Here is a 17,307-nt window from a genome sequence, read left to right as displayed (position 1 = left end):
GCTCCAAAATCAAAATTGCCGAAACACCAGAACAATGCAGGAATATCACTGGTGCCCATGGCGGGAATCGGACCCGCGACCTCTCCCTTACCAAGGGAGTGCTCTACCACTGAGCCACATGGGCAAAGGCACCCGGCGGACCGGACACCCCTGAAATCTCAAACGCCTGTCAAAAACACAACCAGCCATCAACAGGACATGGAGCGGGAGACGGGAATCGAACCCGCGTCATCAGCTTGGAAGGCTGGGGTTCTACCATTGAACTACTCCCGCCCGACCTAACCGGCACCACACGGCACCGACTCTCTGGGCGAAACATCCCATTTGCTAACACGTCACATCGATCGCTGGTGGAGGAGGCTGGATTCGAACCAGCGTACGCGTAAGCGGGCAGATTTACAGTCTGCTGCCTTTAACCACTCGGCCACCCCTCCATAGCGCAGCCCGCGATTATGCCATGGATTTGTGGCACTTGGCGCTCACCCCTTGCTGTGCATCCGGTCACCAGGCGATCGGCGCCCGGCCCTGCCCGGCCAGCCAGGCGTTGGCCAGCCCGAAATGTCCGCAGCCGACGAACGGCACCGGGCCGCGCCGGGCCGACAGTGGCGACGGGTGGTTGGCGCTGAGCACAAGGTGGCGCCGCGCGTCGATCAGCGGCGTCTTTTTCTGGGCGTGCGCGCCCCAGAGCAGGAACACCTTGGGGTCGCCGGTATGCCCGCAGTGCTGGATGACGGCGTCGGTCAGGGCCTCCCAGCCCTGGCCCGCATGGCTGGCGGGCTGGCCGTCTTCCACCGTCAGGCCGGTGTTGAGCAGCAGCACGCCCTGCCGCGCCCAGCGGACCAGCGAGCCGTCGGCGGGCGCAGCAATACCCAGGTCACGCTGCAGCTCCTGAAACATATTGCGCAAGCTGGGCGGAATCTTGACGCCTGGGGCCACAGAAAAGGCCAGCCCTTCCGCCTGTCCAGGTCCGTGGTACGGGTCCTGGCCGAGGATGACCACGCGGACCGCCTCAGGCGCACTGAGCTCGAGGGCCCGCAGCGGCCTGGGCGGGTAGACCACGGCGCCCTGCGCCAGCCGCCCGGCCAGGAAGTCCTGCAACCCACGTCCCGGGGGCGACGCCCAGAATCGGTCCACCAGGCCGGCCCAACCCGGCTGGACCGGCCAGTCGGCCGGCTGAGCCGACACCAGATGAGCTGCCTCTGGGGGCTCGTCCCAGTCGAAACCGGCTTGCATCGCCACCTCAGGCAAACAGCTCGGCCAGCGCCAGCCCAGGCTCGGGCGCACGCATGAAGGCCTCGCCCACCAGGAAGGCGTTGACGCCGGCCTCGCGCATGGTCTGCACGTCGGCGCGGCCGAGGATGCCCGATTCGGTGATCAGCAGGCGATCGGCCGGCACGTCCGGCAGCATCTCCAGCGTGGTCTGCAGCGACACCTCAAAGGTGCGCAGGTTGCGGTTGTTGATGCCGACCAGGGGGGTCCTGAGGCGCAGCGCGCGCTCCAGCTCGGCGCGGTCGTGCACCTCCACCAGCACCGCCATGTTCAAACCCAGGGCCACGGCCTCGAGCTCGGCCATGCGCGCGTCGTCCAGGCAGGCGGCGATCAGCAGGATGGCGTCGGCGCCCATGGCCCGCGCCTCGTAGACCTGATAGGGGTCGACCATGAAGTCCTTGCGCAGCACCGGCAGGTCGCAGCTGGCGCGGGCCTGCTTGAGGTAATCGGGGCTGCCCTGGAAGAACTGGCGATCGGTCAGCACCGACAGGCAGGCCGCGCTCACCTGGCCATTGCCCTCGGCGTAGCTTTGCGCGATGTCGGCGGGGATGAAGTCCTCGCGCAGCACGCCCTTGCTCGGGCTGGCTTTCTTCACCTCGGCGATCACGGCAGCCTGGCCGGCGGCGATCTTGGCGCGCAGCGCGCCCTCGAAGTCGCGCGTGAGCACCCGGCTCTCGGCGTCGAACCGGACCGCATCCAGCGGCGTCTTGCGCCGCGCAGCGGCGATTTCCTCGTGCTTGACGGCCACGATCTTCTGCAGGATGTCGCTCATGACGAGGCTCCGGTTCAGGCCGCGAAGGCCTTGAGTTGTTCGAGTTTGGCCAGCGCCGCACCGCTTGCGAGCGTGCGCCGCGCCAGCGCAATGCCTTCGCCCATGTCGGCGACCACGTTGGCTGCGTACAGCGCCACGCCCGCGTTGAGCGCCACGATCTCGCCGGCGGCCTTGAAGGTGGGGTCGTCGCGGGCTTCGAGCACGCCCATCAGCATCTGGCGCGAGGCCTGCGGCGTTTCCACCCGCAGCGCGCGGCTGCTGGCCATGGTCATTCCGAAGTCCTCGGGGTGGATTTCATATTCGGTGATTTCGCCGTTGCGGAGTTCGCCCACCAGCGTGGCGGCGCCGAGCGAGACCTCGTCCATGCCGTCGCGCCCGTACACCACCACGGCGTGTTCGGCGCCCAGGCGCTGCAGCGCGCGCACCTGGATGCCCACCAGATCGGGGTGGAACACGCCCATGAGGATGTTGGGCGCCGAAGCCGGATTGGTCAGCGGGCCGAGGATGTTGAAGATGGTCTTGATGCCCAGCTCGCGCCGCACCGGGGCGACGTTCTTCATGGCGGGGTGGTGGTTGGGTGCGAACATGAAGCCCACGCCCACCTGCTCGATGCAGCGCGCGATGGCCTCTGGCGGCAAGTTGATGTTGACGCCCAGGCTCTCCAGCACGTCGGCGCTGCCGCTCTTGCTCGATACGCTGCGCCCACCGTGCTTGCTCACGCGCGCGCCTGCCGCGGCGGCCACGAACATGGCGCAGGTGGAGATGTTGAAGGTGTGCGAGCCATCGCCGCCCGTGCCCACGATGTCGACCAGATGGGTCTTGTCGGCCACATGCACCTTGGTGGAGAACTCGCGCATCACCTGCGCGGCGGCGGTGATCTCGCCGATGGTCTCCTTCTTCACGCGCAGGCCGGTGATGAACGCGGCCATCATGACCGGTGACATTTCGCCACTCATGATCAGCCGCATAAGGTGCAGCATTTCGTCGTGGAAGATCTCGCGGTGCTCGATGGTGCGCTGCAGGGCTTCCTGCGGGGTGATCTTGTGTGCGGAGGTGGGTGACATGAAGGTCTCCAAGGGTCTCTTTACGGGGCGGTAGGGTCGGTCATGGCCAGCCTCAGGCCAAAGCCGATGAAGAGCACGCCGGTGGCGCGGTCGAGCCAGTGCATGGCGCGGCGCAACTGCTGCACGCGGTTGGCAGCCCAGGCCGCGAGCCAGGCATACCCCAGCGTCACCGGCAGGGCATTGAAGCTGAACAACACGCCCAGGGCCAGGAACGCCAGGGTCTTGTGGCTGGCGTCAGGTGCGATGAACTGCGGCAGGAAGGCCAGGAAGAACAGCGCCACCTTGGGGTTGAGCACGTTGGTGAGGAAGCCGCGGCGAAACACACGCCCCAGATCGGCCTCGCCCGGCGCGGCGCTGGGTGCCCAGCCTGGCCGTGTGGCGCGCAGCAGGCGCACGCCCATCCACAGCAGGTAGGCCGCGCCGATGAACTTGACGACGGCAAAGGCCATGGCCGAGGCCGCCAGCAAGGCGCCCAGGCCGACGGCAGCGATCGCCACGTGCACGAAGCACCCCGCAAAGATGCCCAGCGCGGCCACCAGGCCAGCGCGCACGCCGCTTCGCAGCGATTGGCTCACGATGTAGAGCACGTCCGGGCCGGGCGTGAGGTTGAGCAGCCAGCCGGCCGCGATGAAAAGCAGGAGTTGCGGCCAATCGGGCATGGGGCGCTCCGCTTCAGTAGACGGCGGTGCCGTCGGCCCGCGCGGCAGGCGCCGCGCAGCCCTGCGCGAAGAAGGCCCGGGTGCTGGCGATCGCACGGTCGATGCCGGCCGCGTCCACGCCGAGGTGCGTCACGAAACGCAGGCCGATCAAGCCGGTGGCGAGCACCCCATCCCTCGCGAGATGGCCCAGCAGACCAGGCCCATGCCCTCCAGCCACGTCGACGAACACGATGTTGGTCTGTGCGGAGCGCACGCTCAAGCCGTCGATGCCGGCCAGTCCCTGGGCCAGGCGCTGCGCGAGCGCGTGGTCGTCGGCCAGGCGGCGCACGTGGTGGTCCAGCGCGTGGTGCGCGGCCGCCGCGAGCAGGCCCGACTGCCGCAGACCGCCGCCCAGCATCTTGCGCCAGCGCAGCGCCCGGCGGATCAGGTCTTGCGAACCGCACAGAGCCGAGCCCACGGGCGCGCCCAACCCCTTGCTGAAGCACACCGACACGCTGTCGAACCGGTCGACGATGCCGCGCACGGCCGCATAAGGGTCGCCGCCTGCGGCCACTGCCGCGTTGAACACGCGCGCGCCGTCCAGGTGCACGGACAGCCCGTGCTCGCGCGCCAGCGCCGTGGCGCCGTCGAGGTAATCGGCCGGCATGGGGTGGCCGTTCCAGGTGTTCTCCAGGCACAGCAGGCGCGTGCGGGCGAAGTGCGGGTCGTCGGGCTTGATGGCGGCCGCGATGTCGGCGAGCTGCATCTGCCCACTGGCGTTCTGGGCCAGCGGCTGCGGCTGGATGCTGCCCAGCACCGCCGCACCGCCGCCTTCATAGCGGTAGGTGTGGGCGTTCTGGCCCACGATGTACTCTTCACCGCGCTCGCAATGCGACAACATCGCGCACAGATTGCTCTGCGTGCCGCTGGGCATGAAGAGCGCGGCCTCTTTGCCGGTGATCGCGGCGATTCGTTCCTGCAGCGCCTGCACCGAGGGGTCGTCGCCGAACACGTCATCCCCCAGAGGCGCGCCCATCATCGCCTCGCGCATCGCGGCGGTGGGTTGGGTGACGGTGTCGCTTCGCAAGTCGACGGTGGTGTTCATGCCTGCTCCAGGAAGTTCTTGAGCATGGCGTGGCCATGTTCGGTGAGGATGCTCTCGGGGTGGAACTGCACGCCTTCGATGGCCAGCGTCTTGTGCTTCACACCCATGATCTCGCCGTCCGGGGTCCAGGCCGTGACCTCAAGGCAATCGGGGCAGCTCGCTCGCTCGATGGCCAGCGAGTGATAGCGGTTCACGGTGAACTGCTCGGGCAGGTTGGCAAACACGCCCTGGCGCGTGGTGGTGATCTGCGAGGTCTTGCCATGCATCAGCTCCTGCGCGCGGATGATCTTGCCACCGAAGGCCGCGCCGATGCTCTGGTGCCCCAGGCACACACCCAGGATGGGCAGCTTGCCCGCGAAGTGCCGGATCGCCGCGACCGAGATGCCGGCCTCGGCGGGCGAGCATGGGCCCGGGGAGATCACCAGGCGATCCAGTTGGCCAGCGGCCAGGCGCGCATCCATCGCCTCCAGCGTGATCTCGTCGTTGCGCACCACACTGACCTCGGCGCCGAGTTCGCCGAAGTACTGCACGATGTTGTAGGTGAACGAGTCGTAGTTGTCGACCATCAGGACACGAAGGCCGGCACGCTCTGCCGCGGCGCGCGGCTCGCTGCCCTCCAGGGGGGCTTTCACGCCTTCGGACGGCTGGGCGACGCTCAGGATCGGTTTCATTCCAGGCCCTCCTCGACCAGTTCGGCCGCACGCAGCAACGCGCGCGCCTTGTGTTCGGTTTCCCTCCATTCCATCTCGGGCACCGAGTCGGCCACCACGCCGGCAGCGGCCTGCACGTAGAGCGTCTGGTCCTTGATGATGCCGGTGCGGATGGCGATGGCCACGTCCATGTCGCCCGCGTAGCTCAGGTAGCCGCAGGCGCCGCCGTAGATGCCGCGCTTGGTGGGTTCGAGCTGGTCGATCAATTCCATGGCATGCACCTTGGGCGCGCCGGTGAGCGTGCCCGCCGGGAAAGTGGCCTTGAGCACGTCCATGCTGCCCACGGGCTGGCCGTCCGCGCCTTCGACCAGGATGCCCTCGACGTTGCTCACGATGTGCATCACGTGGCTGTAGCGCTCCACCGAGAAGGCCTCGGTCACCTTCACGCTACCGGTCTTGGCGATGCGGCCGATGTCGTTGCGCGCCAGATCGATCAGCATCACGTGCTCGGCGCGCTCCTTGGGGTCGTTGACCAGCTCGGTCTCGGTGGCCTTGTCCTGCTCGGGCGTGGCGCCGCGCGGGCGCGTGCCGGCCAGCGGCCTGATGGTGATCTTCTGGCCCTGCGGCGTGTGCTCCTGGCGGACCAGAATTTCCGGCGACGCCCCCACCACGTGGAAATCCCCGAAGTGGTAGTAGTACATGTAGGGGGACGGGTTGAGCGAACGCAGCGCGCGGTACAGACTGAGCGGAGACTCGGTGAAACGCTTCTTGATGCGCTGGCCGACCTGCACCTGCATGAAATCACCGGCCGCGATGAGCTCCTTGGCCCGCTCGACCGCCGCGAGGTAATCGGCCTTGGCGAAATCGCGCTCGGCCGGGTAACTCTGGCTGGGCTTGACCACCGGCGCGCTCACCGAGTATTTCAGCGCCTCGCGCAGCTCGCGCAGCCGCTTCTTGGCATTGGCATAGGCCTCGGGCTGGGCCGGGTCCGCGTAGACGATCAGGTAGAGCTTGCCTGAGAGGTTGTCGATCACCGCCAGCTCTTCGCACTGCAGCAGCAGGATGTCGGGACAGCCCAGGGTGTCGGGCGGGCAGCTGTTCTCCAGCTTCTTCTCAATGTGGCGCACCGCGTCGTAGCCGAAGTAGCCGGCCAGGCCGCCGCAGAAGCGCGGCAGGCCCGGGCGCAGCGCGACCTTGAAGCGCTTCTGGTAAGCCGCGATGAAGTCCAGCGGGTTGCCATGCGCGGTCTCGATGACAGTTCCGTCGCGCACCACCTCCGTCTTCGCCTCGGCGCCGAAACCGGTGGCGCGCAGCAGCGTGCGCGCTGGCAGGCCGATGAAGCTGTAGCGCCCGAAGCGCTCACCACCCACCACCGATTCGAGCAGGAAGCTGTGCTTGCCGTCGCCTCGGCCGTGCGCGAGCTTGAGGTAGAGCGAGAGCGGGGTTTCGAGGTCGGCGAAGGCCTCGGCCATCAGCGGGATGCGGTTGTAGCCCTGCTGGGCCAGGCTCTTGAATTCGAGTTCCGTGATCATGTTCGTTCTTTCCATCGGCCACACGCCAGGTCATCGTCGACGCATCGGGTGGGGCTGGGGTCCATGCCATCCGGCGAAGCATCCGCCGGGTTCGGGGTGGGGTGACAGCGGCGGCGTGGAACGCGCGCGGACTGTGCAAACCCCGGGGGAAGGTGCACGTTTACGCTGGCTTGCGCCAGGGCCAGGCTCCCCGGCCATTGCGGCTCGGCAGACCACCTGAAAAGGATGTGCGTGGATTGAACATGGAAGGCGCAGTGTAACAAAGCGCCATGGCCGTGTCCCACATCACGCGCCCAAGCTTTGGTTCTACGGCCAAACCCTGATGTCCGGCGCAGACTCGGCAAGGACAATCCTGGCGAAACGAACGGGTGTTCGTTTTTTGCGCGCCATCGACCGCACCCAGCCGGACACACCCTATGAAAACACCGTTGATGCCCACCCTCGCCCTGGTCTTCGCCCTCATCGGCACGGGTGTGGCCCAGGCCGCCACCGTCGAGCTCGCTGGCGTGAAGCTGGAAGACCGCGCCACCGTGGCCGGCAGCCCGCTGCTGCTCAACGGCGCAGGCATCCGCTACAAGGCGGTTTTCAAGGTCTACACCGCCGGTCTGTACCTCGGCGAGAAGGCGAGCACACCCGAGGCGGTGCTGGCGACCAAGGGCCCCAAACGCATCAGCATCACCATGCTGCGCGACATCGACTCGGCGGAGCTCGGCAAGCTGTTCTCGCGCGGCATGGAGGACAACATGGACCGCAGCGCCTTCTCCAAGCTCATCCCGGGCGTGCTGCGCATGAGCCAGGTGTTCAGCGACCACAAGAACCTCAAGGCTGGCGACAACTTTCTGGTGGACTGGGTGCCCGGCACGGGCGCCGTGCTCACCATCAAGGGCAAAGTGGAAGGCGAGCCGTTCAAGGAACCCGAGTTCTACGACGCCCTGCTGCGCATCTGGCTGGGCCCCAAGCCGGCCGACCACCTGCTCAAGGACGCTCTGCTGGGCAAGCCCGCGCGCTGACCCGCCCGCGCGACACGCGGCCCCGTTGCGCTGCCGAACGGACGCCCGGGCCCGCCAGAATGCGGGTCATTCCCCACCATGCCGCATTCACCATGATCCGTCGCCGTCTGATGGCCGCCCTGGCCGCCGCCCTCCTGCCCGTCTCGGGCCTGCCCCAGGACACCGGCGACATCGTGGTGGCGCAAATCGGCCCCTTCACCGTGTTGCCCGCGCCCGATCCGAAAGAACTCAACGAGGGCCTCACCGCCGCGCTGGACGAGATCAACGGCCGCGGCGGCATCCAGGGCCGGCGGGTCTCGCTCGTCAAGCTGGACGACACCTACACCTTCGACGGCTTTCGGCAGCAACTGGGCGCGGTGATGGCGCAAAAGCCGGTGGCGCTGCTGACACCACTGGGCTCGGCCACCCTCAAGGGCCTTCTCGACAGCCAGCTGCTTGACACCACCGACATCGTGATCCTCAATGCCGTGCCGGGGGCCAGCGTGCTGCGCTCGCCCGGGCATCCCAAGCTGTTCCACATCCGCGCGGGTGACGAGCAGCAGATCCACAAGATCGTGGCGCACGCGCGCGCGCTCAGCATCCGCTCCATGGGGGTGCTGCACCAGAACATCCCGATCGGCTCCTCGGGGCTGGCCTCGGCGCGCAGCGCCGCGGCCGAGCTGGGTGGCATCGAGATCGTGGAGGCGCAATCCGCCACCGACGCCGCAGCGCTCGCGCAGGCGGCCAAGGCCCTGGCCGCGGCCAACCCGCAGTCGGCCCTGGTGGTGGGCGCGCCCAAGTTCTCGGGCGAGGCCATCGCCGCTTTGCGGGCGGCGGGCGTCTCGCAACAGATCTTCAGCCTGTCCTACCTGCCCGCACCGGCGCTGGTGAAGTTCGCTGGCAACGGCGCGCGCGGCGTGGGCCTGTCGCAGACCTTTCCCAACCCCATGGGCGCGACGCTCCCGCTGCAACGCGACTTCCGCGCCGCGATGCGCAAGACCCACCCCGCCCTGACGGACTACACCACCTTCCACATGGAGGGCTACATCACCGCACGGGTGTTTGCCGAGGCTGCCAGGCGCAGCCGCAGCCTCAACCCCTCGGGCATCGCGCAGGCCTTGCGCGCCATGGGCGAGGTCGACCTCGGCGGGTTCCGCGTCAACTTCGCCAAGGGCAACCTGGGCAGCAACTGGGTGGACATCGGCGTGGTGTCCGGCGACGGCAAGCTGCTGTACTGATCGCCCTCAGGCCCTGGCCGGCAGCAGCCCGGGCAGGCCGTCGAGGCGGTCCACGAAGGCGTCGGCGTCGACCCCGCGCACCGGTTCGCCGTGGTTGTAGCCGTAGGTCACCAGCACCACCGGGCAGCCAGCCGCGCGCGCGGCCAGCGCATCGTTCTGCGAATCGCCCACCATCAGCGTCTGCGCTGGCACCGTGCCCAGGGCTTCACAGGTCTTGAGCAGCGGCAGGGGGTCGGGCTTGGTGCGCTCGAAACTGTCGCCGCCGAACACATGGGCAAAAAAGTCCGCCAGACCCTTGGCCTTCAGCAGCGGGCGCGCGAAGTTCAGCGGCTTGTTGGTCAGGCAGGCCAGCGGCAGGCCCCGCTCGCGCATCGCGGTGAGTCCTTCGACGACACCAGGATAAACCGCGCTGTGCTGGCCGTTGATGGCCAGGTAGTGCGCCTGGTACCGCGTCCAGGCCTCGGGCTGCACGCGGGCGGCCTCGTCGGCACCGAGCCCGCCGTGCAGCAGCGCCGAGCGGATCAGGTGCGCCGAGCCCTTGCCCACCATGCGTTCGATGTCGGCGCGGGCCACGACCGGGCGGCCCAGGTCCTTGAGGGTTTCATTCAGGGCGACGTCGAAGTCACCCAAGGTGTCGACCATGGTGCCGTCGAGGTCGACGATCAGGGCGCCCAGCCGGGCGTCGGCAATGCCGCTCATTGGAGCGCCGCCCGCATCTGGTCGATCACGGCCTTGTAGTCCGGCTTGCCAAAGATCGCACTGCCGGCCACGAAGGTGTCGGCTCCGGCATCGGCCACTCGGCGGATGTTGTCCGCCTTGATGCCGCCGTCCACCTCCAGCCGGATGTCCTTGCCGCTGGCCTCGATGCGCCGGCGCGCGTCCTCGATCTTGCGCAGCGCCGAGTCGATGAAGCTCTGGCCGCCAAAGCCCGGGTTCACGCTCATGATCAGGATCAGGTCGATGTCATCGATCAGCCAGTCCAGCACGTCCAGCGGTGCGCCGGGGTTGAAGGTCAGGCCGGCCTTCGCGCCCTTGGCCTTGATGGCCTGCACGCTGCGGTGCACGTGGGCGCTCGCATCGGGATGGAAACTCACCAGGTCGGCGCCGGCGTCGATGAAAGCCCCGGCCAGCGCGTCCACCGGCTGGATCATCAGGTGCACATCGATCGGCACCGGCGTGCCGTCAGGCTTCCTGGCGTGCGGCTTGAGCGCCTGGCAGACCATGGGCCCGAACGTCAGGTTGGGCACGTAGTGGTTGTCCATCACGTCGAAATGGATCCAGTCGGCGCCAGCGGCGATGACGTTCTTCACCTCGTCGCCCAGGCGGGCGAAATCGGCGGACAGGATGGAGGGAGCGATGCGGTGCTGGACGGGAAGCTGGGACATGGACAACCTGGCTGGTGGGGAATGGGCGGGCGCGGTGATCGGGCCAAAGACCCCATTCTCGCAGGGCTGGCCGCGCCGGTGCAGGCGCGCGGTAACATGCCGCCCATGCCCAAATACCTGTTCACCTGCGAGGTCGAACCCCAGTTCCTGAGCGAACAGTCGTCGCCCGATGAAGACGTGTACGCCTTCGCCTACACCATCACCATCACCAACGCGGGCGAGGTGCCGGCACAGCTGATTGCGCGGCACTGGATCATCGATAACGCACGCGGGCAGACCGAGCAGGTCAAGGGCCTGGGCGTGGTCGGGCACCAGCCCCTGCTGCGCCCCGGCGAGTCCTTCCAGTACACCAGCGGCACGCGCCTGGCCACGCCCACAGGCACCATGCGCGGCAGCTTCTTCTGCGTGGCCGAGGACGGCGAGCGCTTCGAGGCCGAGGTGGCCGAGTTCGCGCTGCGTGCGCCGGGCACGGGCGACGCACCCGCGCGGGTGCTGCACTGAAGCCCGACGCGCCCACCCGCGGCATCCCACCCGGCGACCGCATGCCCACCTCCACCCCGCTCGACACCCTGGACCCGGACGCCCCGCTGGCCTTGCGCCACCTGTGGCTGATCGCGGCGCTGCGCTGGGTGCGCGGCGAAGAGGCCGATGTGCAGGCCAGCGTGGGTCGCGTGCGGCTCTTTCTCGACACCGTTCAGGCCGACCCCGCCATGCAGGCGCGCTGGCGCCTCTGGTGGGGCCGCTTCATCGCCACGGTGGACCTCACGCCGCTGCTGGCCGACCATGGCTTCGCGCCGCGCACCGCCTTTCTGAGCGAGTTCGGCAACCGCCTGCGCAAGAAGGTGCTGCCAGGCACGCCCGAGACCACCGACATGGCCGAGCTGTTCGACCTGCTGCTGTCCGCGCGCTTCGACGTGCGCTGGCTCAAGGCGCTCGACAGCGACACGCTCAAGCGGCTGCGCAGCCTGTTGATCGCGGCGCCTGCCGACGAGGCCCCCGCCGCCGACTCGCCCGCCGGTTTCTGGCAGACCGCCCTGATGGACGCGCTGATCTTCTGCGTGAGCCAGATCAGCGCCACCGGCTTCGCCTCGGAGATCCGCATCCGCATGTCGCCCGAGGCCCAGGCCCAGCGGCCCTTCCATGAGTTGCCAGCCGATTTCGAAGCGCTGCGCCGGGCGGTGAACGGCCACGGCGCACGCAGCCCCGAAGCCCTGGCCGCCGCCGACGTGCTGCGCCACCAGCTCGACGCCTGCCGCCACGCGGCCTACACCGTGTACTCCCACCTGGAAGAGCACGGCGTCTCGGTGGGCATCGTGTTCCGCCTGCGCCAGCTGCGCGAGCGCATCGTGCGCGTCAAGGAGCTGCTGGACTGCCTGCAGTCCGAACAGCCCGAGCGCGCCACCGCCGCCCTGCTGGCCGACCTGGCCCAGGTCGGGCTGGACAACCGCAGCGTGCGCTCGCTCATCGCCAGCAGTTCGCAACTCACCGCCGCCAAAGTCGCCGAACGCAGTGCCGAAAGCGGCGAGCACTACATCACCCGCAACGCCACCGAATACCGCGAGATGCTGCGCAAGGCGGCCGGCGGCGGCGCCATTGTCGGTGTCACGGTCTGGGTCAAGTTCCTCATGGCCGGCCTGGGCCTCACCGCGTTCTGGGGCGGTTTTGCCAACGGCGTGAACTACGCGACCTCGTTCGTCGTGATCATGCTGCTGCACCTCACGCTCGCCACCAAGCAGCCTGCCGTGACCGCGCCGGCCATGGTGGCCAAGCTGCGCGACATCAAGGCGCCCGGCGCCGTGCGCCGTTTCGTCGACGAGGTCGCCAACCTGTTCCGCTCGCAGATCGCGTCCATCGTGGGCAACATCGGGCTGGTGATTCCGGTGGTGGTGCTGTTCAGTCTGGTCATGCAGCTGACCACCGGCGGGGCCATGATCGACGAGCACAAGGCCCACCAGGTGCTCAAGGACATCAGCCTGCTCGGCCCGCTGGTGCTGTTCGCGGCCTTCACCGGCGTGCTGCTGTTCGCCTCCAGCATCATCGCCGGCTGGGTCGAGAACTGGTACGTGTTCCACAACCTGGACTCGGCCATGCAGCACAACCCGCGCTTCACCGCCGTGCTCGGGCGCGAGCGCGCCGCGCGCTGGGCCGCTTTCATGCGCCGCAACATCTCGGGCCTGGCGGCCAACATCTCGCTGGGCTTCATGCTGGGCCTGGTGCCCGCCTTCATGACCTTCTTCGGCATCGGGCTGGACGTGCGCCACGTCACCCTCTCGGCCGGCCAGGTGGCCGCTGCGGCCATGGCGCTGGGCTGGGACGTGTTCCGGGAATCCGGGTTCTGGTGGGCGGTGGCCGGCGTGCTCGCCATCGGGCCGATCAACCTGGGCGTGAGCTTCTACCTCGCGTTCCGCCTCGCGCTGCAGGCGCAGAACATCAGCGAAGTCAACCGCCTGCTGATCCGCGCCGCGATCAAGCGCCGCATCCGCGCCGCGCCCCTGAGTTTCCTGATCCCGCCCCGCACCGCGCGACGCGGTGAAGACGATGAGCCCCCGGCCGCAGCGCCCGCGGCCGGTTCCACCCAAGCGCATGGGTGAGTTCGAGCTGATCCGCCGCCATTTCCAGCGCGCGCCGGCACCCGCCGGGGACCACGCGGTGGTGTTGGGCATGGGCGACGACTGCGCGCTGCTGCAGCCCAGCCCGGGCCAGCAGCTCGCCATCTCCAGCGACATGCTGGTCGAAGGCCGGCATTTCTTCCCCGACGTGGACCCGCAGGCCCTGGGCCACAAAGCGCTCGCCGTGAACCTGAGCGACCTCGCCGCCATGGGCGCGCGCCCGCTGGGGTTCACGCTCGCGCTCGCCCTGCCCCACCCCGACAGCGACTGGCTCGCGCGCTTCGCCCATGGGCTGTTCGCGCTGGCCGATGCGCACGCCTGCCCGCTGGTCGGAGGTGACACCACGCGCGGCCCGCTCAACCTGTGCATCACGATCTTCGGCGAGGTCCCACCCGGCCGGGCGCTGCGGCGCGACGCCGCGCGCGCAGGCGACGACCTGTACGTGAGCGGCCGCACCGGCGAGGCCCGGCTGGCGCTGGAGCAATTGCGCGGCACCGAGTGGGCCGGCCCGGCCGTCGATCCCGAAGCGCGCGCCCGGCTGGAGCGGCCCACCCCGCGCAACGCCTTGGGTCTCGCATTGGCCGCCGTGGCCGGCGCGCACGCCGCGATCGACCTGAGCGACGGCCTGGTTGGCGACCTTGGCCACATCCTGTCGGCCAGCGGCGTGGGCGCAGACATTCACCTGTCCGCGCTGCCCGTCGCACCCGCACTCCAGGGCCTGCCCGACCCGCACCGGCTGGAATGCCTGCTGGCGGGCGGCGACGACTACGAGCTCCTGTTGACCGCCACGCCCGAGGCACGCGCCGCCATCGCCCAGGCCGCGGCCGACACCGGCACGCCGGTCACGCGCATCGGGCGCATGACCGCTGCCCCGGGCCTGCGCCTGCTCGATGCGAGCGGCCAGGTGCTGCCGTTCCACCCGCGCGGCTTCGACCACTTCGCCACCCGCCCCTGAGCCCGCCCGGCCATGAGCGCGTTCTCCCCCCTCGTGCGCTACTTCGAGGAAGTGGCCGAACAGAAGTCCATCCGCCGCGCGGCCGAGCGCCTGCACATCGCGCCCAGTGCCGTCACCCGCCAGATCGCCAAGTTCGAGGACATGCTGGGCATGCCCTTGTTCGAACGGCTGCCGCGCGGGGTGCGGCTCACCTCGGCGGGCGAGATCATGCTGGCCAACGTGCGGCGCATGCGCCGTGATTTCGGGGGTGCGCTGGGTCAGATCGATGCGCTCAAGGGCATGCGCCGTGGCAAGGTGCGGCTGGGCATCCTCCAATACATGGGCTCGCAACTCATTCCCGACCTGATCGCCGATGTGAACCGCGACCACCCCGGCGTGTCCTTCACCGTGATCTCGGCCAACACCCCGGAAATCGTGGACAAGGTGAGCAGCGGCGAACTCGACATCGGCATGTGCTGGGCCGCGCCGGCGGCCGCGCCCGTGCGCCGTGTGCAATCGTTCCCGGTCGCGCTCGGCCTGGTGGTTCCGCCACGGCACGAGTGGGCGCGGCGCAAGAGCCTGCCGCTCTCGGAATGCCTGGAGCAGCCGCTCATCCTGCCCACGCCGGACAACGAGCCGCGCCGCATGATCGACAGCGCGCTGCGCGGCGGCGCCGAGTCGCTGCACCTGCTGGCGGAGACCAATTCGATGGCCACCATGGCCCGCCTGGTGCTGGCCGGCGCCGGCGTGGCGGTGATGACCCACGTGACCGTGGCCGAAGAGATCCGCAACGGCACGCTCGTCCACGTGCCACTGTCCGACCGCGGCCTGCAAGGGCTCAAGCTCGAACTGCTGGTGCGGGCGGACCGCACGCTGGCGCCCATGGTCGCGCTGGTGCTCGACCTGATCGAGTTGCGCTTCGACAGCTACACCGGCCGCGGCTAGCCGCTTTTTTCCGTTGCCTTTCGGAGAACATTGGCATCGAAAAACGGTTCTTGTGGATCAACAGGAAGCGCCCTAGATTGGCGTCCAGGCAGGCGTTTTCCTGCGACCACCAAACGATCCACATGGGCAGCCCCTCTTCTTTTTCACCGCGCCGCCGCTCCCTGGCGCTCAGCGGCCTGGCCGCGCTCGTCGGCGCCCCCGTCTGGGCACAGCCCAAACCCGTCAAAGTGCGGTTTCAGTGCGACTGGCGCTTCGAGGCCGGCACGATTCCCTACGTGGTGGCCTTGCGCAAAGGCTACTTCGCCGACGAAGGTCTGGACGTGACGCTCAACGTGGGCGCCGGCGCGGCGGCCACGGTCACCCGCCTGGCCTCGGGCAACTTCGACATGGGCACGGGCGACATGAACTCGCTGGCCGAGTTTGCCGGCAACAACGGCAGCGCACCCGCCAAGGCCGTGATGCTGATGTATGAGCGCACCCCGGCGGCTGTGTTTTCGCTGAAGAAGACCGGCATCGGCTCCCCGTCCGATCTCAAGGGCCGCACCCTGGCGGCACCGGCCAACGACGGCGCCCGGCGCATCTTTCCCATGTTCGCCATCGCCAACGGCCTGGACCCGGTCAACGACGTGAGCTGGAATTCGGTCGACCCCGCGATGCGCGAGACCTTGCTCGCGCGCGGCCAGGTCGAGGCGATCTCGGGCTACATGGCGTCGGGCTGGGTGTCGCTGCAGCGCCTGGGCGTGGCCCCCACCGACATCCACGTCATGAAGTACGCCGACCACGGCGTGAGCCTGCCGGGCAACGCCATCATGGCCAGCCAGGCGTTTCTGAGCGAGCAGCCACAGGCCGTGGCCGCCTTCCTGCGGGCGGTGACCCGCGCGATGAAGGACGCGAACACCGACCGCGCTGGCGCGGTGGCCGTGCTCAAGGGGCACGAGCCCCTGGTGGACACGCGCATCGAAACCATGCGCCTGGGCGTGGTGCTCGACCAGGAGATCAACACCCCGGCGGTGCGCCGCAACGGCCTGGGCGGCATCGACGTGGCGCGCTACCAGCAGGACGTCGATGCGCTGGCCAAGTTCCTGGCCTTCAGGGCCACCCCCGACGCGAAAACCCTGATCGACACCCGGTTCCTCCCCTCGCTCGACCAGCGCAAGGTGTTCGCCGCATGAACACCACCACCCTGATGGACGACCAGCTCGCCCGCAAGCCATCCCGAGGCATGTCCGCCCAGCGACTGCCCGTGGTGGACGTGCATCCCTTCCTGTATGGCGACGAGGCCGGGCGCCAGCAAGTGGCCTGCGAGATCGCGCAAGCCAGCCAGCGGTATGGCTTCTTCTACCTGACAAACCATGGCATCCCCCAGGAAGTGGTGGCCGCCGGCTTCGATGCGGCCAGGCGCTTCTTCGACCTGCCGCTGGAACAGCGCATGGCTTGCCGACCCACCCAGGCGCGCCAGAACCGCGGCTACCAGCCGATGTACGACACCGCCGCGGCCGGCAAGGAGCCCGACATCAAGGAGTCGTTCGACATGGGCTTTCCGCTCCCGGCCGACGACGAGGACCTGCGCACCGGACTGCCCTTTCATTCGAGCAACCAATGGCCGCAGCACCTGCCGGGCTTTCGCGCGCAGGTCGAGGCCCTGTACTTCGCCCAGCTGGCCTGCGGACACCAGGTGCTGCGCGCGATGGCCATGGCCCTGGGCGTCGACGCCAACTTCTTCGTCGCCCGCTGTGTCAAGCCCACCACCAACATGCGCCTGGTGCATTACCCGCCCCAGCTGGTGGAGACCGACAAGGGCATCGGCGCGCGGGCGCACGCCGACAAGGGCGTCATCACGCTGCTGCTCAACGACGAGAACGGCGGCCTGCACGTGCTCTCCGCCGACGACGAATGGATCGACGCCCCCCCGCGCCAGGACGCGATCATCGTCAACGTCGGCGACCTGATGACGCGCTGGACGAACGGCCGATTCCGCTCGGCGATGCACCGCGTGATCAACGTCAGTGGGCACCGCCGCTACGCCATTCCCCAATTCCACCACCCCGCGTACCGCACGCGGGTCGATCCGGATCAGCTGCCCCATGGCGGTCCGGCCAGGTTCGAGCCGGTGGTGGCTGGCGAGTACGTGGCTCAAGGCTTTCAGCGCGACCGGAAATCCTGGGCCCCCTGAGGCT

General features: G+C 68.7%; 17 protein-coding genes and 3 tRNA genes. 8 read left to right on the top strand and 12 right to left on the bottom strand.

Annotated features, from left to right (window positions below):
* Positions 1–49: 49 nt before the first annotated feature.
* The 10 genes from KIT86_RS16955 to trpE form a co-directional block, all read right to left on the bottom strand.
* Positions 50–124: transfer RNA gene (locus KIT86_RS16955), tRNA-Thr, on the bottom strand.
* 75 nt (positions 125–199) lie between these two features.
* Positions 200–273: transfer RNA gene (locus KIT86_RS16950), tRNA-Gly, on the bottom strand.
* 75 nt (positions 274–348) lie between these two features.
* Positions 349–434: transfer RNA gene (locus KIT86_RS16945), tRNA-Tyr, on the bottom strand.
* Between the two features lie 67 nt (positions 435–501).
* Positions 502–1,233, bottom strand: coding sequence for a uracil-DNA glycosylase (locus KIT86_RS16940; RefSeq protein ID WP_297400464.1), 732 nt, complete (start codon positions 1,231–1,233; stop codon positions 502–504).
* 7 nt (positions 1,234–1,240) lie between these two features.
* Positions 1,241–2,041, bottom strand: a complete 801-nt coding sequence (gene trpC / locus KIT86_RS16935) for an indole-3-glycerol phosphate synthase TrpC (protein WP_297400462.1) — start codon at positions 2,039–2,041, stop codon at positions 1,241–1,243.
* A gap of 14 nt (positions 2,042–2,055) precedes the next feature.
* Entirely contained in the window at positions 2,056–3,105 is a 1,050-nt protein-coding gene (gene trpD / locus KIT86_RS16930; RefSeq protein ID WP_297400460.1) for an anthranilate phosphoribosyltransferase, read from the bottom strand.
* Positions 3,106–3,125: 20 nt separating this feature from the next.
* Positions 3,126–3,764 (bottom strand): LysE family translocator, encoded by a 639-nt coding sequence (locus KIT86_RS16925; protein WP_297400458.1) that lies wholly within the window; start codon positions 3,762–3,764, stop codon positions 3,126–3,128.
* Between the two features lie 13 nt (positions 3,765–3,777).
* Positions 3,778–4,848 carry a low-specificity L-threonine aldolase gene (gene ltaE, locus KIT86_RS16920; protein ID WP_297400456.1) on the bottom strand — a complete coding sequence of 357 codons (1,071 nt, stop codon included), beginning with the start codon at positions 4,846–4,848 and terminating at the stop codon, positions 3,778–3,780.
* Positions 4,845–5,414 (bottom strand): aminodeoxychorismate/anthranilate synthase component II, encoded by a 570-nt coding sequence (locus KIT86_RS16915; protein WP_297400471.1) that lies wholly within the window; start codon positions 5,412–5,414, stop codon positions 4,845–4,847. The genes ltaE and KIT86_RS16915 overlap by 4 nt, the downstream gene beginning before the upstream one ends.
* Positions 5,415–5,515: 101 nt before the next feature.
* Positions 5,516–7,030 (bottom strand): anthranilate synthase component I, encoded by a 1,515-nt coding sequence (gene trpE, locus KIT86_RS16910; RefSeq protein ID WP_297400454.1) that lies wholly within the window; start codon positions 7,028–7,030, stop codon positions 5,516–5,518.
* A gap of 416 nt (positions 7,031–7,446) precedes the next feature.
* Here trpE and KIT86_RS16905 point away from each other — a divergent pair, with 416 nt between their 5' ends.
* Positions 7,447–8,040: a chalcone isomerase family protein gene (locus tag KIT86_RS16905; RefSeq protein ID WP_297400452.1), complete on the top strand. Its 594-nt coding sequence runs from the start codon at positions 7,447–7,449 to the stop codon at positions 8,038–8,040.
* Between the two features lie 92 nt (positions 8,041–8,132).
* Positions 8,133–9,257, top strand: a complete 1,125-nt coding sequence (locus KIT86_RS16900) for an ABC transporter substrate-binding protein (RefSeq protein WP_297400450.1) — start codon at positions 8,133–8,135, stop codon at positions 9,255–9,257.
* 6 nt (positions 9,258–9,263) lie between these two features.
* Here the strand turns inward: KIT86_RS16900 and gph are convergent, their stop codons facing one another.
* Positions 9,264–9,956 carry a phosphoglycolate phosphatase gene (gph, locus tag KIT86_RS16895; protein WP_297400448.1) on the bottom strand — a complete coding sequence of 231 codons (693 nt, stop codon included), beginning with the start codon at positions 9,954–9,956 and terminating at the stop codon, positions 9,264–9,266.
* The gene (gene rpe, locus KIT86_RS16890) at positions 9,953–10,642 is read right to left on the bottom strand and encodes a ribulose-phosphate 3-epimerase (RefSeq protein WP_297400446.1); all 690 of its coding nucleotides are present in this window, start codon (positions 10,640–10,642) and stop codon (positions 9,953–9,955) included. Before rpe ends, gph begins: the two co-directional genes overlap by 4 nt.
* Before the next feature lie 105 nt (positions 10,643–10,747).
* Here rpe and apaG point away from each other — a divergent pair, with 105 nt between their 5' ends.
* The 6 genes from apaG (at position 10,748) to KIT86_RS16860 (ending at position 17,303) form a co-directional block, all read left to right on the top strand.
* Positions 10,748–11,143, top strand: a complete 396-nt coding sequence (gene apaG, locus KIT86_RS16885; RefSeq protein WP_297400470.1) for a Co2+/Mg2+ efflux protein ApaG — start codon at positions 10,748–10,750, stop codon at positions 11,141–11,143.
* Positions 11,144–11,184: 41 nt separating this feature from the next.
* Positions 11,185–13,233 (top strand): site-specific recombinase, encoded by a 2,049-nt coding sequence (locus KIT86_RS16880; RefSeq protein ID WP_297400445.1) that lies wholly within the window; start codon positions 11,185–11,187, stop codon positions 13,231–13,233.
* Positions 13,226–14,206 carry a thiamine-phosphate kinase gene (gene thiL / locus KIT86_RS16875; RefSeq protein ID WP_297400442.1) on the top strand — a complete coding sequence of 327 codons (981 nt, stop codon included), beginning with the start codon at positions 13,226–13,228 and terminating at the stop codon, positions 14,204–14,206. The genes KIT86_RS16880 and thiL overlap by 8 nt, the downstream gene beginning before the upstream one ends.
* A 12-nt stretch (positions 14,207–14,218) precedes the next feature.
* Positions 14,219–15,130 (top strand): LysR family transcriptional regulator, encoded by a 912-nt coding sequence (locus tag KIT86_RS16870; protein WP_297400441.1) that lies wholly within the window; start codon positions 14,219–14,221, stop codon positions 15,128–15,130.
* Positions 15,131–15,252: 122 nt separating this feature from the next.
* Positions 15,253–16,302 (top strand): ABC transporter substrate-binding protein, encoded by a 1,050-nt coding sequence (locus tag KIT86_RS16865; protein ID WP_297400439.1) that lies wholly within the window; start codon positions 15,253–15,255, stop codon positions 16,300–16,302.
* A complete protein-coding gene (locus tag KIT86_RS16860; RefSeq protein WP_297400437.1) occupies positions 16,299–17,303 on the top strand; it encodes a 2-oxoglutarate and iron-dependent oxygenase domain-containing protein in 1,005 nt (334 codons plus the stop codon). Before KIT86_RS16865 ends, KIT86_RS16860 begins: the two co-directional genes overlap by 4 nt.
* Positions 17,304–17,307 lie beyond the last annotated feature (4 nt).

It is taken from the genome of Hydrogenophaga sp. (assembly GCF_026125825.1).
In the GTDB taxonomy this organism is placed as follows: Bacteria; Pseudomonadota; Gammaproteobacteria; order Burkholderiales; family Burkholderiaceae_C; genus Hydrogenophaga.
This window is presented reverse-complemented; position numbering and strand designations above follow the sequence as displayed.

Excerpts from the sequence above, each read along its gene's own strand:
- KIT86_RS16860 (WP_297400437.1), top strand. The coding sequence starts at position 16,299 with ATGAACACCACCACCCTGATGGACGACCAGCTCGCCCGCAAGCCATCC.
- apaG (WP_297400470.1), top strand. The coding sequence starts at position 10,748 with ATGCCCAAATACCTGTTCACCTGCGAGGTCGAACCCCAGTTCCTGAGC.
- trpD (WP_297400460.1), bottom strand. The coding sequence starts at position 3,105 with ATGTCACCCACCTCCGCACACAAGATCACCCCGCAGGAAGCCCTGCAG.
- KIT86_RS16865 (WP_297400439.1), top strand. The coding sequence starts at position 15,253 with ATGGGCAGCCCCTCTTCTTTTTCACCGCGCCGCCGCTCCCTGGCGCTC.
- KIT86_RS16940 (WP_297400464.1), bottom strand. The coding sequence starts at position 1,233 with ATGCAAGCCGGTTTCGACTGGGACGAGCCCCCAGAGGCAGCTCATCTG.
- thiL (WP_297400442.1), top strand. The coding sequence starts at position 13,226 with ATGGGTGAGTTCGAGCTGATCCGCCGCCATTTCCAGCGCGCGCCGGCA.
- KIT86_RS16905 (WP_297400452.1), top strand. The coding sequence starts at position 7,447 with ATGAAAACACCGTTGATGCCCACCCTCGCCCTGGTCTTCGCCCTCATC.
- KIT86_RS16870 (WP_297400441.1), top strand. The coding sequence starts at position 14,219 with ATGAGCGCGTTCTCCCCCCTCGTGCGCTACTTCGAGGAAGTGGCCGAA.
- rpe (WP_297400446.1), bottom strand. The coding sequence starts at position 10,642 with ATGTCCCAGCTTCCCGTCCAGCACCGCATCGCTCCCTCCATCCTGTCC.
- trpC (WP_297400462.1), bottom strand. The coding sequence starts at position 2,041 with ATGAGCGACATCCTGCAGAAGATCGTGGCCGTCAAGCACGAGGAAATC.
- KIT86_RS16925 (WP_297400458.1), bottom strand. The coding sequence starts at position 3,764 with ATGCCCGATTGGCCGCAACTCCTGCTTTTCATCGCGGCCGGCTGGCTG.
- KIT86_RS16880 (WP_297400445.1), top strand. The coding sequence starts at position 11,185 with ATGCCCACCTCCACCCCGCTCGACACCCTGGACCCGGACGCCCCGCTG.
- ltaE (WP_297400456.1), bottom strand. The coding sequence starts at position 4,848 with ATGAACACCACCGTCGACTTGCGAAGCGACACCGTCACCCAACCCACC.
- gph (WP_297400448.1), bottom strand. The coding sequence starts at position 9,956 with ATGAGCGGCATTGCCGACGCCCGGCTGGGCGCCCTGATCGTCGACCTC.
- KIT86_RS16900 (WP_297400450.1), top strand. The coding sequence starts at position 8,133 with ATGATCCGTCGCCGTCTGATGGCCGCCCTGGCCGCCGCCCTCCTGCCC.
- trpE (WP_297400454.1), bottom strand. The coding sequence starts at position 7,030 with ATGATCACGGAACTCGAATTCAAGAGCCTGGCCCAGCAGGGCTACAAC.
- KIT86_RS16915 (WP_297400471.1), bottom strand. The coding sequence starts at position 5,414 with ATGGTCGACAACTACGACTCGTTCACCTACAACATCGTGCAGTACTTC.